This window comes from Aestuariibaculum sp. M13 (assembly GCF_024723255.1).
Classification (GTDB): domain Bacteria; phylum Bacteroidota; class Bacteroidia; order Flavobacteriales; family Flavobacteriaceae; genus Aestuariibaculum; species Aestuariibaculum lutulentum.
Window position 1 is genome coordinate 495491 of the sequence record NZ_JANIAC010000002.1, and the last position, 16453, is coordinate 511943.

Annotated in this window: 11 protein-coding genes; all 11 read right to left on the reverse strand. The window is 32.7% G+C overall.

What is annotated here, in order from left to right:
* Positions 1–360: 360 nt before the first annotated feature.
* The 11 genes from NO995_RS09225 to uxuA all read right to left on the reverse strand — a co-directional run bounded on the left by NO995_RS09225 (position 361) and on the right by uxuA (position 16440).
* Positions 361–2223, reverse strand: a complete 1863-nt coding sequence (locus NO995_RS09225) for a hypothetical protein (RefSeq protein WP_258227247.1) — start codon at positions 2221–2223, stop codon at positions 361–363.
* 19 nt (positions 2224–2242) lie between these two features.
* Positions 2243–4567 (reverse strand): glycoside hydrolase family 3 protein, encoded by a 2325-nt coding sequence (locus NO995_RS09230; protein WP_258227248.1) that lies wholly within the window; start codon positions 4565–4567, stop codon positions 2243–2245.
* Positions 4568–4655: 88 nt separating this feature from the next.
* Positions 4656–5075 carry a DUF2141 domain-containing protein gene (locus NO995_RS09235; RefSeq protein ID WP_258227249.1) on the reverse strand — a complete coding sequence of 140 codons (420 nt, stop codon included), beginning with the start codon at positions 5073–5075 and terminating at the stop codon, positions 4656–4658.
* Positions 5076–5086: 11 nt separating this feature from the next.
* Positions 5087–5899 (reverse strand): SDR family oxidoreductase, encoded by an 813-nt coding sequence (locus NO995_RS09240; RefSeq protein WP_258227250.1) that lies wholly within the window; start codon positions 5897–5899, stop codon positions 5087–5089.
* A gap of 10 nt (positions 5900–5909) precedes the next feature.
* A complete protein-coding gene (locus tag NO995_RS09245) occupies positions 5910–6674 on the reverse strand; it encodes an SDR family NAD(P)-dependent oxidoreductase (protein ID WP_258227251.1) in 765 nt (254 codons plus the stop codon).
* 249 nt (positions 6675–6923) lie between these two features.
* Positions 6924–8048 carry a helix-turn-helix domain-containing protein gene (locus NO995_RS09250; RefSeq protein WP_258227252.1) on the reverse strand — a complete coding sequence of 375 codons (1125 nt, stop codon included), beginning with the start codon at positions 8046–8048 and terminating at the stop codon, positions 6924–6926.
* Positions 8049–8230: 182 nt separating this feature from the next.
* Positions 8231–11125: a TonB-dependent receptor gene (locus NO995_RS09255; protein WP_258227253.1), complete on the reverse strand. Its 2895-nt coding sequence runs from the start codon at positions 11123–11125 to the stop codon at positions 8231–8233.
* 473 nt (positions 11126–11598) lie between these two features.
* Positions 11599–13455, reverse strand: a complete 1857-nt coding sequence (gene uidA, locus NO995_RS09260) for a beta-glucuronidase (RefSeq protein ID WP_258227254.1) — start codon at positions 13453–13455, stop codon at positions 11599–11601.
* Positions 13456–13553: 98 nt separating this feature from the next.
* Positions 13554–13979: a hypothetical protein gene (locus NO995_RS09265; protein ID WP_258227255.1), complete on the reverse strand. Its 426-nt coding sequence runs from the start codon at positions 13977–13979 to the stop codon at positions 13554–13556.
* Between the two features lie 208 nt (positions 13980–14187).
* On the reverse strand, positions 14188–15237 hold the full coding sequence (locus NO995_RS09270; RefSeq protein WP_258227256.1) for a GntR family transcriptional regulator: 1050 nt from the start codon (positions 15235–15237) through the stop codon (positions 14188–14190).
* A 24-nt stretch (positions 15238–15261) separates the two neighbouring features.
* Positions 15262–16440 carry a mannonate dehydratase gene (uxuA, locus tag NO995_RS09275; RefSeq protein ID WP_258227257.1) on the reverse strand — a complete coding sequence of 393 codons (1179 nt, stop codon included), beginning with the start codon at positions 16438–16440 and terminating at the stop codon, positions 15262–15264.
* Positions 16441–16453: the final 13 nt, after the last annotated feature.

The following is a 16453-nucleotide window of genomic DNA, read 5'->3' on the forward strand; positions in this document are numbered from 1 at the left end:
AAGTATTTGCTTCATTTAATGGTATTTAAAACTTGATAGCACCTGTAGATTTTAATAAAATTATTAGTCTTAATACTTTCTTTATTAAAAAAAATTTGAATGCAGGTCATTTATAGCCTCTACAAGAGTTTTCCCATATCCCCGAACAATAGGAAACCCAGAATTATCTATCAATGAAACACAGTGCTCTTCATTTTTAAATTCAAACCTCAAACTTTTTAATTCTTCAACTTCTATAACCATCTTGTCTCTCCAACTTAATTAGACCTAAACTTTTTTCTTAAAAAATAAGGTTGAAAATATCTAGACATAAGGAATAACTCTAGTATCTCCAACCTTAACAACTAAACTGCAATATTTTTATTCTGACTCTAATACAACCAAATAAAGTGCATTAGGCTGTAATGAAAGTTTGGTTTTAAAAACTCCTTCTTTTAAAGGCTTTATGGTAGTTTCAACCATGCTTAAATTACAATTATCTAAATCGTATTGATAATTACTGTGTTCAGAATCAATTAACCCTGTTTTAACCTTAACACTCTTATTCTTAAAAGATTTTGGAAGATTTTCAACAAGTAAATCTAAATTATAACCCACAGTATTTTTACTTTGATAGTTCCATATCATAATAGAAACTCCCGATTCATCTGAACTTGCAATGGAATAAACACCTTTTCCTTCATCTAATTCTGATGAGCTTGATACTTCTAACCTGTTTTTCTTCATCTTTGACACCATAAGTACAGAATTACCATATGGCGTAAATTTTCTAGTATGAATCATATCTCCTCCAGTTGAATCCCTAGTAACTAATTGATCTTTCCTTCCTTCTGTTTGATGTCTTAAAACCCAATTAAAAGGATATGAATTCTTACTATTAAGATACCAATAGTTGATAGACATAACGCCCGCTGCTTGACGCAAACGATCATTTTTCATATTACCATAGTCGTCAAACAGTGGTCCTGGATACACCCCCATTTCTGTAATAAAGGTTGGTATCTCTGTGGATATACCTCTACTTGTCATTTCCTTTTCTAAGATTGATCTTTGATCTTTAACTAAACTCGGATTGTCTTTATAAAACTTGTATTCCTTTCCTGGTTTTGTAAAATATCCGTGATATGAAATAAAGTCTAATCGCTTATCTTTAGATGAATCCTTACTATATTCCTCTAAAAATGTAGTAATCCAATTTAAATCAAACTGAGCTGTTGAAGGACCTCCAACTTGTAATGGATATTTAGGGTTAAGGTTTTTATTTACTTCATTAACTGCCTGATAAAACACCTTATAAACACCATAGTATTGTGTTGGAGTTAATCTCTTTTCGTAATCTGGTTCATTTAATACTTCGATGTAAGTGAAAGCAGGGTACTTTGATTTTAAATCCGTTAGTATGTTTACCAAAATCTTTTTACTCTCATCTACCGAAACACCCCAATCACCTGTAATTCCTCGTCCATTCATATTAAACATTAAGTGATCAGATAGCTTACTTGTATCCTCAATGTAGTCGGCATACTTACTATAATCGTAGGTTTTAGTTTCTGGATTATAGAAGTCTGCGTCATAAATCCACAATTTATAGATTTTACCATGCAATCCCTGATCATTATAAAATGCCACGTCTGCATCTCTCTGTTCTGTAAATAAGTGGTGATCTGTTAAATTATTATAGCGCTCTGTTCTTATTAATTCGCCTATATTTTTACCGGCATCTACTTTAATAGTTGAATTAACAAAATTGGTTGCTACCGCTGTTGCTACTTCACCTGATCCAGACGCTCCCTGAGCCATTAAATTTCTACGAATTTCTTCTGGTGGACCTCCGACACTAGGATCAGGTATTTCAAAATCAAAATCACTGCCTAGCGCTAGTCTTTCTGCTTTTAAGTTAAATCTACCAAGCAATTTTGCCTTCATGTGATTTTCATCTCCTTCAACCTTGGTTAGTATAATATTTGCTGGAGTACCTGCTGTTGTAAAGTATACTGTTAAAGTTGAATCTGTAGATTCCTTTTTATAAATTAAATCCGGATCACCATCGTCATTTTTAAATGCTCCAACCAACTCTTCCCCTTCATATTTAAATTTCAAATACATTTTGCTATGCGCAAATGATCCTTCTCCTTTAAGATGCCACAGACCTTCATAATCCTGACTTTGAGCAAAAGCATTGCATGCAAAAACAAGTAATATAATTGTATATAATCGTTTCATTTTGTCTTTACTTAATTATTTATTGTTTAGCTGATAATTCATTAATCTTTACTTGTGGAACAAGCGCCTTATTTACCTTTTGCACAACTCTATCTTTGCCTAGATTAAAAGTTTTCTCTGTTTTAATATCTTCACTAGACGCACCAACTTTCACTATATATTGGCCAGCTTCAGCAACCCAAGCAGATGCTTCTGAGTCAAAAGATGTTAAACTTGTAATATCAATTTTAAAGGTTATGGTTTCTGATTCTTTGGGTGCTAAATTTTTAGTTTTAGCAAAAGCTTTCAATTCCTGAATAGGTTTCTCAAGATTACCTGTTGGTGCTGATACATATAACTGTACCACTTCTTTCCCACTTAATTCCCCTTCATTTGTTACAGTAATACTAACTTCTAGTTCATTCTTGAATTCTGTATTACTCAATGATAAGTCACCAAAAGAAAAGTTTGTATAACTTAATCCGAAGCCAAAAGGATAAGATGTTTCTACACCAAAAGTATTGTAATAGCGATACCCCACATAAATACCTTCCTCATAGATTACCTGTTTAGGATTATCAACTGGTGTTCCTGGAAAGTTCTTTGCTGATGGATCATCTTCATATTTCATAGGAAATGATGCCGTTAGTTTTCCTGAAGGATTAACATTCCCACTTAATACATCTGCAATCGAATTCCCAGCTTCTTGACCAGGTTGCCAAGCTATTAAAATTGAATCCGGTAAATCTTTCCAACTGGCAGTTTCAATAACTCCACCTATATTTAGAACCACAATTACCTTTTTCCCTTTTGCATGAAATGCCTGTGAAACATTATTAATATTATTTAGCTCTACCTCTGTAAGCTTAAAATTCCCTTCAATACTTCTGTCTGTTGTTTCACCTGATATTCTGGCTATTGTAATAATTGCCAAATCAGATTCATTTGCCATTGTTTGAATTAATTTTTCATCTAACAACATTTCAGGAGCTCTTTTCTTTCTCCCTCTAGTCATGTCAATCATTCCAGTTGGAGGTGTGTTTTCAGAAATGTATGCCGTATATATATCTTCAAGTGATTTTGAAACATTGAAGTTTTGATTTTTCAACCCCTCAATTATATGTACAGTAGGCCCAGCTCTCATCACAAATCCACTACCTGATCCCCCTACGATTGTTTCATATGACCCATTACCGAACAATGCTAAATTTTGCCCTTTATCTGATAATGGTAATGCTTCATTTTCATTTTTAAGTAACACCATTCCCTGTGCAGCTGCACTTCTGGCTATACTAGCATTTTCTTCAAGATTAGGTTTATTGGAATATTTATAATCTTTGAATTTTTGAACTTTCATAGCCCCATTTAAAATCCAACTTATGTTTTCATCCAACACCTTTTCATCTAATTTCTTATCCTTTACCGCCTGTAACAACACGGTATCTTGATAAGGTCCTGGCATTAACAAATTAAGACCTGATTTCATTTGTTTAACAGGATCTTTACCTGCTTCCCAGTCTGACATAATTATACCTTCATAGCCCCAATCTTCCCTAGCCACTTTAGTAAGTAAATCATAATTTTCGGTAGCTAAATTTCCATTCACTGAATTATATGAAGCCATTAATGTCCATGGATCAGATTCCTTAATAGCTATTTCAAAACCTTTAAGATAAATTTCTCTTAATGCTCTTTCACTTATGATAGCATCAACTTCAATACGGTTAGTTTCCTGGTTGTTTGCCACAAAATGCTTTAATGAAGTCCCGGCTCCCTGAGATTGTATCCCATTTATAAGAGCAGCTCCCATTTTTCCAGATAATAATGGATCTTCAGAAAAATATTCAAAATTTCTCCCTGTTAACGGATTTCTGTGAATATTGATAGCTGGAGCTAAAAGGATATCTAATCCATACTCAAGTGTCTCATTACCCATGCACTCTCCAATTTTTTTGACAAGATCTACATCCCAAGAACTTGAAAGTGCTGTACCAATAGGATAGGCTGTACTTCTAGACATAAAACTTACACCTGCAGGGCCATCTACCATTTCAATTGTATTAACACCAAGACGAGGAATTTCCAACGTTCTACCTACTGCACCACTCACGTACACCTTCGATTTTGCAGCTAAACTGCCTGGTGCTGGTTGATTAGGAATTGGAAACGGTGAATTTTTATCAATAGAATCTCCAAATTTTAAGCCTGTACCAACAACTAATGCCACCTTTTCTTCTAAGGTCATGGCTTCAATTACATCCTCAATGGAAGATTTGCCTAAAAATGGAGTGGTTTTACTTTTACACGATGTTAATGCCAGTATTGATACTGCCATTACCGTGATGTAAACTTTTATTTTTTTCATTACTTATTTGTTTTTGGTCTTTTAGTTTAGTTTGGATGCTTCATTTTACATTCTTCTCCTCAATTAAAATTTATATATACTTATAAAATCACAATAGATTTATGGTTATACTATCAGTATTCCCAACTGACACACTACAATCCTGAAAATCGGGAGAAGAAAATCTTGGTTTAAAATTTTTTGAAAAGCCATACGGCTCTTTTGGTATCCCAAAAAAGTTTTTGTCGATATCTTTATTATTATTTATATCATGATATATTATAAATGCGTATTCAGCATTTGGTAAATCAGTTATTGTGAATTTTTGAGATTGTGATGTTACTTTAAACCTGTAAATTCTAAATTCTTTACCTTCCTTCAAAAAAGATTCATTAGTATCAAAAACGCTAACTTGAATTTCTCCCACACTTTTTTTTATGTTAGGGACACTAATTGTAAATGCTTGCTGAGAGAATACTGTGAAACTACTCAGGAACATTAATATATAGAGATATTTAATATTTCCCATTGATTAGAATTTTAACTTTGAGGTAACTCTATACCTTTCATTTGTTTTATTATTATATTACTTGCAAAGCGAGGGGAAATTCTATATAAAATATCAAGCATAGTTGAATCCTTTCCTACTGTAGCTCTATATTTATTTTTTTCCATTGCCTTTATAATCATAGTAGCGGCCTTTTTAGGTTCAAGTGCCATTTTACTGTCTTTGGATGTTTCTGGATCAACACTATTCTTTAAACCAGAATTAGCCATGATATTCGTTTTAATTGCTCCTGGATGAATTACCGTTGCTCTCACATTTGTATCCTTTAACTCTGCATATAAGCCTTCCGTTAAAAGTTTTATTGCTGCTTTTGATGCACCATATATAGTTTGCCCCGGAAAAGGCATAAATCCTCCAAGACTCGATACGTTAACAATATGCCCTTCCGGTCTTTCTAAGAAATATGGCAAAAATGCTTTAACCAAATAGAGTGAACCGTAAAAATTAACATTCATAATCTGCTCAATTTTATCCATTCCAAGCTTATCTACATGTATAAAAGGCTGGATAATTCCTGCATTATTAATTAAACCATCAACAGCTCCATGTATTTTTATTACTTCCTCTGGAAAACCATTCACCTTCTCCCAATTTGTAATGTTTAAATTATGAATTGAAAGATTTGAATTAAACTTACCTGATAAACTTTTAGTTTCTTCAAGTGCATCTTGATTTATATCAATTGCCGCAACCTTAGCTCCTTTCTCTAGCAGATGTAAAACTAAGGCACGACCAAGACCTCCTCCTCCTCCTGTAACTACAATTACTTTGTTATTTACTTTCATGCTCTCTTAATTAAGATCTCATTATTGCTCCACCATCAACACAAATAGATTGACCAGTTATCCATTCAGATAAGTCTGAAAGAAGAAATGACACTATAGCTCCCATATCTTTTGGCGTTCCTATTCTAGGCGCTGGTATCATTTGTAAAACCATTTCTACCAAATGTCCAGAGTTCTGGATTCCACTTTCTGTCAGTACTAACCCTGGTGAAACAGCATTACATCTAATTCCTTGTTTACCATATCTTGCAGCAATGTTACGTGTTAAAGCTCCTATTCCTGCTTTGGTTACAGAATATGCCACTTTATCGTGCATCCCTGCATAAACAGCATCTGATATAGTATTTACGATTGAACCACCTCCTGAAGCAATAATATGAGGTATGGCATATTTTGAAGTTAACAGATATCCGGTTAAATTAATATCAAGATTCTTTTGCCAAATCTCTAAGTTTATATCTACCGGATCTGTATCCTTAGCAACTTCATCCGGAGCTATATTGGCAGCAACGTTAAAAAGACCGTTAATTTGACCATACTTATCAATAGCCAAATCTACAAGAGCCTTAACATCGTCTTCTTTTGAAATATCCATTTGTATTGCTACGCCATCTCCTCCGGCTTCCTGTACTACCTTTACGCATCTTAATGCGTTTTCATTGATAATATCCCCAACAACTATTTTTGCTCCGTATGATCCTAAAAGTTTAGCAGTCCCATCTGAGATTCCTCCTGCACCTGCAATTACAATAACTTTATCTTTTAATCCTTCCATTTTATATTTAGTTTATTTAAAATCATTTATAGCAGTAATTAAAAAGGAAAAGCCAGTTTAACTACTTTGATTAAACCAAATATAAATAAAGACTATAGGAGAAATGTTTTACTAATTATGCCCATACCAAAAACACGTTCCATATTCTTGGCTAGAGCGAACGCATTTTATAGGACACTGAAAGACAATATATTACACAAAGAAAACAACACTGCTTTTTTAAAAAAACTTTTAAAATTTCCAGGTAATTTAAGAGTGCTTTTTCTTATATTCTGTTGGTGTCATTCCTGTATACTTCTTGAAAAATATATTAAACGCCGTTTTAGAATTAAAACCACTCTCAAATGCAATACCAACAAAAGATAAGGAGTCATATTTTGGTGATATAATCATTTCCATTGCAAGCTTAACTCTATACTCGTTTACGAATGTGTAGAAATTTTTCTGAATATTTTCGTTTAATACTTGAGTGATATGATGCTTTGGTATGTCTGTTGCTTCTGACAATGCTGCAACATTTAATTCGTTATTCTTCCAGGCCTCAGAATGATCCATATAATCAATAAGTCTTAGAGCATATTGCTCTGCCTTCTTAGGTGACAATCCAGACTTCGTATATCTTTTTGACTCAGATTCATCGTTCTTTTTCAAAAAGTTTAATTTAGGAGAACGGATATTTGTTGCTAACTGATTTTGTTTAAAGCCCCAAAAACTAATAATGTAAACAAATAAAAGTAATGCTCCACTTCTAAAGGATTCTATATGAGGCATTGCGGCTCCTAGATAATATTTTGTACTGATGTAAATAATATAATTGTATATCACCAAGAATGAAACAATTATAAATATCAACCAGTTCAAACTATTCTTGTAGGATTGGAAAGAGAAATAATTCTTAATCTTTCTTCTATAATTAATGATAAAAATTAAAGCTAAAAGACAATACACCCAAATATATAATTTGAAAACATACCCTACCTCATTAGGTGAATTGATATTGTTTAACTCCTCCTTAAATTCTTCTATCCCTTGAGTAAGTGATGGAACAAAATATATTAGAACAACGCAACCAACTAATAGAGGCACAAAATGCAAATAATCAATACGTTGAAACGTCGAATAATCTGAAACGACATATTTTGTATAGATATATAAAAAAATAGGAAAAGAAGTAGACAACGTTAACGATATTGGCCAAAAATCCTGAGTTGCTTCGTAATGTAACTTCACAACATTAAGAGCAAACATTCCTCCAATTGCTAAAAGCCAAAAACCCAATATCCGATTAGCTATATTTCTAGGTTTTTTAAAATAAATAATAAATGCAGAAAATAAAGATTGTGCTAATCCAATATAAATAAAAGCAATATCCATGAATGTCTTTTGGTCGATAAGATTTCTAACCAAATAAACAAAATATCAATCAATAATAAAAATATAGTTGTTACTAATACCTCCTAAGAAACTTAGAAATTAAGGTATTATCAAAAACTAATGAATAAAAAAACCGTCAAGAATTTTCATCCTGACGGTTTCATATTTTTATTTAATATTTATTAAAATTTAAAACTAGCAGTTAAAAAGTAAGCTCTTGGAGGTATACTCTGCGTGTAATAAACCGCATTTGGATTTGCCAATAACTGTTCCCTAGTAAAAGCCTCTGGATTAAGTGATGTTGGATCTGTTCCTGGAGGCATAAAAGCATTTACACCAATTGAATTAAAAATATTATTCATATTGAATTGTAGTCTGAACATTTTAGAAAATTCATAGCCCATTGATAAATCAAATTGATGATATGCTGGTAATTCAAAAGCTTTAATAGTATTAGCCGGTCTGTCTCCAACAAAAGACCAATCAACCGTTGAATAGAATTTTCCTATATTATATGATGGAGAAATTCTAAAATTCAATGTTGAAGCTCCATCATTGCCTTCGGTTAAATCAATTATAACATCATCGGCTTCTCCTGGAGCTCCTGTATCGTAAGTTTGAGCAATTATAGGAGCACGATGTTGATAGGTAAACACACTACGAAGATTGATATTTTTATGTAACGCAACGTTTCCTTCAAGCTCAATACCATAAGCCTCATTTTTATTATAAAGAACTGGTGTATAATAAATATCTCCAGCATCATCTCTACCAATAGATTGTACATAAATGTTATCCAACAAGGTATAGAATGGCGTTAAAAATAAACTATACTTTTCTCGATTCATTTTTATACCTCCCTCTATTTGTTGAACCCTTTGAGGTTTTGGGGCCAATAAACCTTGAGAACCATCAGAATCAATACTTAAAAACTGAGATAAATCTGCTGGTAATTCACCTTGTGAAAAACGTCCGAAAATAGCAAACTCATCAGAAAACTTATAGTTAAGACCAAGTGAATATGAAAATGCCGTGATAGATTCATCGTAGGCAAATGTAGAAGCATCCCCTACTAAATAGTTATCATATAATGTTAATGGATTGCCATCTGTTCCTCCTGTATCAGACTTTGGTCTTGGATATTGAGGAGTAACAATATTCTCACCGTCTACCCAATCTTTCTCATATCTTACACCCCAGTCAAAATTTAAGTCTGGCGTTATTTTCCAATTTTGTCCAAAAAATCCAGCAAGCTGAGTTTGCTTTAGATTAAAAAACGATGTAGGAGCAATAAAACCACTTCCCCCAACGACACCATCAGGATTTGTAAGTTGAAATTCATTACCATATGGATCTAGGTAGCTTATAGTCGTTAAACTTGGTATAGGGGATGTTAATTGAGGAAATGCTATACCTCCACTAGATGAAAGTCTGTCTACATTTGATGTTGAAAAGTAAGCTCCAGCAGTGAAACTCATATTCTCAAATTCCTTAGTAATCATCAATTGATCGATTACTTCAGAAACATTGTTGTCAAAAACGGTTAACGGATTAAACAATAATGAATTAGGAGCATATTCTCCTGCAAGCTCTCCACTTACATGGTCAAAAGAAAGCCCTGTTGCACTGGCACTAAATCTAACCTGCATTAATTCTTGTCCTGAAGCCTGATCTCTGAAAATTACATTACCAAATGGTGTCACATTTAGTCCTTGATTATCAAACAAACCTAAAGAACCATATAGTACAGCAGCTCCACTTCCTGGAATTACCTGACCAGTAGTTGCTATAGGAGTTGGTATAGAGGTTTGATTCCAGTTACTTCCCTTATCTGAATACCTGAAATTATTTTTAAAATTCCAACCATTATCTAACTCATAATCTAGGTTAGCTCCAATTGAAAAGTCAGTAGAATGAATCAAATCTTCAGAATCAAAAGTACTGAATACTCCTGACTGATTTTGTTCATATCTTGATATTACAGAAGGTATTAACACAGAACTGGTTTGAGTAACTCCAGGTGCCATTCTAGGATTGTCAAAATCTACTGTTGGTAAAAACTCAAAAGAGGAGTTTCTATCATTTAAATACTTCGCATAAACTTTTAAACCTCCATTATTAAATGGCATATATAAATTAGCCTTTAATTGACCACCTTTATTCATTTCATAACCCGGGTATCTTGCACCATCTGCTTCTCTCCAAAATCCTCCTATGTTATAAGTTATGGATCCTCCTTTTACCAAAGGCCCTCCTACATTTATATCAGTTCTATAATATGGATTTTTTCCATCTCCTTCCAGACCAAATTTTGCCTGAACTTCTGCTCCGAATTCATGACCTCCAACTTTAGAAACATAATTATATATACCACCTGGAGCATTATTTCCTAAAATAGATGCTGTTCCACCTCTTACTGCTTCAAGTTTTGATAAGGTAATATCTGATCTTAAAAAGTAATCAGGTCCATAGTTGTTATACTTAGCACTTGTTACAGGCAAACCATCTTCCTGGACAGAAACATAAAAGTATCCTCCCAATCCTCTAGATACAATAGTATTTTTAATTTCACCTGCCGAAGAGTTTACATAAACACCTGGTACGTTTTTTAATAAATCTGTTGCACTAACAGGCACCTGGCGTTCAATTAATCCTTCCTTAAGTACCGAAATTGCAACAGAAGACTCCATAGCCGTTCTTTTATCAAAAACTCCGGTTATTATAACTTCATCAAGAGTTTCATTACTTTCTTTTAAAACAATATTTAGATTTCCTGTTCCTGTAACAGAAACCTCTTGCTTCTGATATCCAATATAGGATACCACTAAAGTTACTTTACCTTCTGGAACATCTAAGAAAAACTCACCATCAAAATCAGTCATTGTTCCTGTGGTTGTTCCTTTAACTAATACACTCGCACCTGGCAGTGGCATACCAGATTCATCTACAACCTTTCCTTTTATACTTTTCTGTATTAATTTTAAATTCTCAGATTTACTTAAATCCTTTACATTAATATTATTTTCAATCGCTTCAGAACTCATCGAAACCGAAAACAAAACAATGGATGTACACAAGTACCTTTTAAAAGTGTTTTTAAAACATTCACTTAAATAGTTCATAATTCTTATTCTTTAGTTATTAATTGGTTTTTGTTAATCAAATTGGTATTGCTAAATGTATAAAACAACTTCTTTCAAACTATTCAGATAATTTAGCATACACTACAAATACGTTCCTATTTTATAACAACAATTGTTCACCTAATGTAGGACACTAATAATCAACTAATTACAATAAACAGAGAAAACTCCTGAGCTACGCATTTTTAAATTTGATACTAGTAAAAACCATAAACCATTCTTTTAATCTGGATTTCCAAATACCTATTATTTTCGATATACTGTCTTCTCTTTTATTCCTTATCATTTAAAAACTCTTTGAAAGATAATTTATATAAAATTGAAACAAAAAGGGTCAATTTTCATTTAAAAAAATAAAAATTGACCACTTAAATAAACTCAACAAACATTCTATTTTTTTTAATAGACTACAATTCCTTCCATCTATTTCTAAGAAACCAAGCAGCTAATTTAGGTCTTCTATCTCTTGTAAATACACCTTTAAGATTATACCCCCCAAACCGGATTAAACCTTGGCTTGTTTTAAAATCAGCTAAGTTCCAAACATGCATTCCGGTTACAAAATCCTTTTCATCTGCCACGTCTAAATACGCCTTAATAAACTCCTTTTGATATTCTTCGGTGAACATTTCTGGATTTACCGCATGCAATCCGGCCTGAGCATCAGCTCCAAACTCAGTAATCATACATGGCTTTTTAAATTTTCTATGTAATCTATCCAGTTCCTTACTTATAGCATTCGCACCTGTCTTAATATCTCCTGGCGAACTGTACCACCCCCAATACCTATTAATAGCTATAACATCGGTAAGATTAAACCAATCTACAGGGCCAAACATCACTCCAACATACATGACAAGTCTAGTAGCATCCAATGATCTAACTTGTTTAAATAATTTTTCAAACTCTTCATATGCCATTTTTTTATCATTATTTTCTGTATACCCCATTTGGCCTAATTGAGCTTTATCATTTGGTTCATTTGCAACACACCACATAATTATAGAAGGATGGTTTTTGTCTCGATAAATCATCTCGGTGATATACCTCTCCATGGCGCGTTGTCTTTTTTCCATCGATTCTGGATCACCTAAAAAATAAAGTCCAACTCCCGGTGTTTCTCCTATAACTAAAAACCCTTCTCTATCTGCCAAATTATAGTTTTCTTCATCATAAGGGTAATGCGTTGTTCTAAAAGAATTAGCTCCTGTCCATTTCATCAATTCAAAATCCTTAACAATCAAAGAGTTTGAACTTGACCTTCCTAAGACTGGAAAATCTTCATGTCTTCCAAAACCTTTTAAAAAAACGGGCTCATCATTTAATAAAATACTTTTTTCGTTTACACTTACCTTTCTAACTCCTGCTTTAAGTTCATATATATCTACTGGATTTCTTTTGTCGCCTAGTGTTACTTTTACCGTGTAGAGAAATGGATCTTTTGGCCCCCATAATCTCACATTGGGTACTTCTACCTTTACAACTCCTTGATTTTCTATAAATTTTATAGAACTTTCTATAACCTTTTCTCCCCCATAGACATAAACATTCCCTGTTTTATAACTTCCAATTTTCTCAACATTTACATCTATCACTCCCACATTTTCGTTATAATCTGTTTTAACAGTAATATCTCTGATAAATGATTTAGGAACGGAGAACAACTCGACAGACCTATTGAGTCCTGAGTAAGGGAAAAAGTCATAGTTTGATGCAGGTAAGGTCTCAAACGATCCTCCTTTTACATTACCTGTTGGAACTCTTTCAGGTGACAATTGATTTTCAACCTGTATTATTATTTTATTTTTTTTATCCCAATTTATATAACCGGAGATATCGAATGCAAAAGGCACATGGCAACCTTCATGGTATCCCACAGAAATTCCGTTTATCCAAATATTAGCCGTGTAAGTTGCATCATTAATTCTAAGAAACACTTTTTGATCTTTCCAGTTTGAAGGAACATAAGTTTCGGTTTCATACCAAACCCAATCTAAGTAATCCCGCATATCATCAAACTGCTCATTCCAACTGCCAGGTACAGCAATAGATCTGGTTTTAGATAAGCCATTATACCATTGTTCTTTAACTCCAATATTTAGAGAATCCTTTTTAAACTTCCAGATTCCTGAAAGATCCAAAACATTACGCTTTGTATTTTGTATTGGAGATAAGGCTATATCTTTTGGGTCACTAAGATTATCGTTTTGAGAATTTAGCATCGAAGAAAATGCTAAAAACAGTAATAGAATAGAATATTTCATAAGAGTAGATTAAAAAATATTAGACATAAAAATCCCTACCTAAGATTTATACATTCTTAAGTACAAATTTTGTAATAGTAAAAACTGTGAAATATAATTTACTCTACAACACGTTCGCCCTTAGCATCGAACATATCCATTAGAGAACCAGTAATAACATTATCCTTAACTTTTTCTAACTGAAGATATACATTATAGCCACCTGCTAACCAATAAACTTTAAGCTCATTGTCTTTAATTTCTATTTTATCTGCTTTAACAGGATTCGGCCCAGAGCCATCAGTTTGAACGCTCCCCACGTATTTGTCATCTATTTTTTTAATTTCTAAATTCATAATAACATCTCCATTTGGAGTTCCATCAACCTGCACCTTCCATTTACCAATAAAATAGTCATTAGAATTTATATCATTTCCAATAAGAACTAAATTTACATCAACTGGATATTGACTTATATTTGAAGCAAAAGTATTGAATGTTAACAGTGTAAAAATACTTGAGATAATAATTGGTAATTTTTTCATAATTAAATAGTTAAGTTGGTGAAAATTTTTATTTAACTCTCAAAAAAACAGATTCAGTTTCGGAGTCAAATTAAATTTAATTAAATCTTGACAATATCTAGTTTTTCTAAAATGGCTCAATTCTAAAAAGCGTACATGTTTTTTAGCAATAATGTTCATGTATTCTAGGACACTGAATAACAAACACTTAAAACACCCCTAAACATAATCAAACAGAACTACGATCAATAAAAACAAAAGGGTTTTTTCTTCTACCTTTTTTATTATTAAGAATCATATTTGCCGCCGACTCCCCCATTTTTACAAAATTTGTAGATATCACCGCGATATTTAATAATCGCTTGAATGGTGTTTCATTGTACGATATAACCCCTACATTCTCTCCTAAATTTAATTCTTTATTTGCAGAAATACAATCCAATAAACTAACTAAATGATCATCAGTAATAGTGATAAACAAATTACCAGGTTCTATAATCTCACTTTCATCCACTTTGTTTATAATTTTAAAATCAAATGAAAACTCATTACAAAATTTTATAAAACCGTTACATATCTTGTTTAGGTAAGGATAAGTTTCACCCTTTGATATTATTAAATTGATTTTGTTATACTTTTTAATTTTATTAAACCCTTCCTTTAGTGACCTATATATGTCATTTTCAAAATCTTGATAAATCTCAATAATATCTCCATCAATATTCATGTCATTGTTATCCAGTAATATAATTTTATTAGATGGAATACTGTTTATCAATTTGGTGGACTCACTTTTAATACTTGCCTCCTCAGGACTAAGTATTTTAAAATGAGGCATAATCACATAATAGTCGTATTTGTTTAAATTTTTATCTATTAAACTTAAAAATAAAGATTCATTGCAATGATAAACTTCAAAATCTGTATGATAATCATCTCCTATTCTATTGATAAAAGCGTCGTAAACTTTTAATTTATAAGGACTCAACTTATTAATCAAGAATAAAACACTAGCCTTAGAAACAAGTTCATTTGTATTTATAAAAGAGCCTAGGCCCTTTTTACCAACAATAATACTTTTTGACTTTAAAACCTTATAAGCCTTTTCTACAGTATCTCTTGACACATTATACTCCTTACTAAAAACATTAATTGAAGGAAGTTTTGTATCATTTTTAATGTTTCCTCTAGCTATATTATCAGTTATACAATTCGCTATTTGTAAATAAAGTGGTGTTTTATTCTCCGTATTAAAATTTAAGTCCTTAAGTAGATTCATAGTAGAAGTTTTAAGGGGTTATAATTAAGTCAAACTCTTACTGATTCCGAATTCTAATCCTCGAAGTTCGGCTAAACCTCTTAGCCTTCCTATTCCTGAATAACCAGGGTTGGTTCGTTTATTTAAATCGTCAAGCATTTGATGTCCATGATCAGGCCTCATAGGTATTAAAGCATCTTTTATTCCCAAAGCTTTTCGTCTATACTCTTCAAGAACAACAGCTTTTACAACTCGAAACATATCTACATCGCCCTCCAAATGATTAGCTTCGTAAAAATTACCCTTCTCATCGCGTTGCGTACTACGAAGGTGAAGGAAATGAACACGGTCTGCAAATCGATTAAAAATTTTAACCAAGTCATTATCTGCTCTTACCCCTAATGATCCTGTACAGAATGTTATACCATTTGATCTATCCGGCACTTCCGTGAATAGATGAGCGTAATCCTCTTCAGTGCTAACAACACGTGGTAATCCTAATATTGGATACGGAGGGTCATCAGGATGAATACACATTAACACCTCATTTTTTGAAGCTATTGGAATAATCTCTTTTAAGAACAATACCAAATTCTCTCTTAATTTTTGAGCATCGATATCTTTATAAGTATCTAAAATGGTTTGAAATTGCTCTAAAGTATAACCTTCCTCTGCTCCTGGTAACCCTGCAATAATATTTTTAACCAAAGTTTCCTTTTGAACATCAGACAAGGTATCTAAATAAGCTTTAGCTTCGACTTGTTGCTCTTTAGAATACTTTGCTTCTGCTCCAGGTCGTATTAATAAATACAACTCAAAAGCTGCAAATGCATTAACGTCAAAACGCAGTGCTCTGGACCCGTCCGCTACTTCAAATTCTAAATCCGTTCTTGTCCAATCTAAAACTGGCATAAAATTGTAGCAAACAATACTAATACCACAACTTGCCAAATTTTCAATACTGGTCTTATAATTCTCAATATAAGTTTGAAAATTCCCGGAACGCGTTTTTATATTTTCATGTACCGGAATACTTTCTACAACACTCCAGGTTAACCCAGCATTTTCAATAAGCTCTTTACGCTTAATTATTTCTTCAACCGTCCAAACGTCACCATTTGAAATATGATGAAGTGCAGACACAATTCCTGTTGCTCCCGCTTGTTTTATATCTGATAACGACACCGGATCTTTCGGTCCGTACCAACGCCATGTTTGTTCCATTTTCTATTTTCCT

What these genes read in the sequence shown, in the direction of transcription:
- NO995_RS09230 (WP_258227248.1), bottom strand. Translation starts at nt 4,567, where the DNA reads ATGAAAAAAATAAAAGTTTACATCACGGTAATGGCAGTATCAATACTG.
- NO995_RS09225 (WP_258227247.1), bottom strand. Translation starts at nt 2,223, where the DNA reads ATGAAACGATTATATACAATTATATTACTTGTTTTTGCATGCAATGCT.
- NO995_RS09265 (WP_258227255.1), bottom strand. Translation starts at nt 13,979, where the DNA reads ATGAAAAAATTACCAATTATTATCTCAAGTATTTTTACACTGTTAACA.
- NO995_RS09240 (WP_258227250.1), bottom strand. Translation starts at nt 5,899, where the DNA reads ATGAAAGTAAATAACAAAGTAATTGTAGTTACAGGAGGAGGAGGAGGT.
- uidA (WP_258227254.1), bottom strand. Translation starts at nt 13,455, where the DNA reads ATGAAATATTCTATTCTATTACTGTTTTTAGCATTTTCTTCGATGCTA.
- NO995_RS09250 (WP_258227252.1), bottom strand. Translation starts at nt 8,048, where the DNA reads ATGGATATTGCTTTTATTTATATTGGATTAGCACAATCTTTATTTTCT.
- uxuA (WP_258227257.1), bottom strand. Translation starts at nt 16,440, where the DNA reads ATGGAACAAACATGGCGTTGGTACGGACCGAAAGATCCGGTGTCGTTA.
- NO995_RS09245 (WP_258227251.1), bottom strand. Translation starts at nt 6,674, where the DNA reads ATGGAAGGATTAAAAGATAAAGTTATTGTAATTGCAGGTGCAGGAGGA.
- NO995_RS09270 (WP_258227256.1), bottom strand. Translation starts at nt 15,237, where the DNA reads ATGAATCTACTTAAGGACTTAAATTTTAATACGGAGAATAAAACACCA.
- NO995_RS09235 (WP_258227249.1), bottom strand. Translation starts at nt 5,075, where the DNA reads ATGGGAAATATTAAATATCTCTATATATTAATGTTCCTGAGTAGTTTC.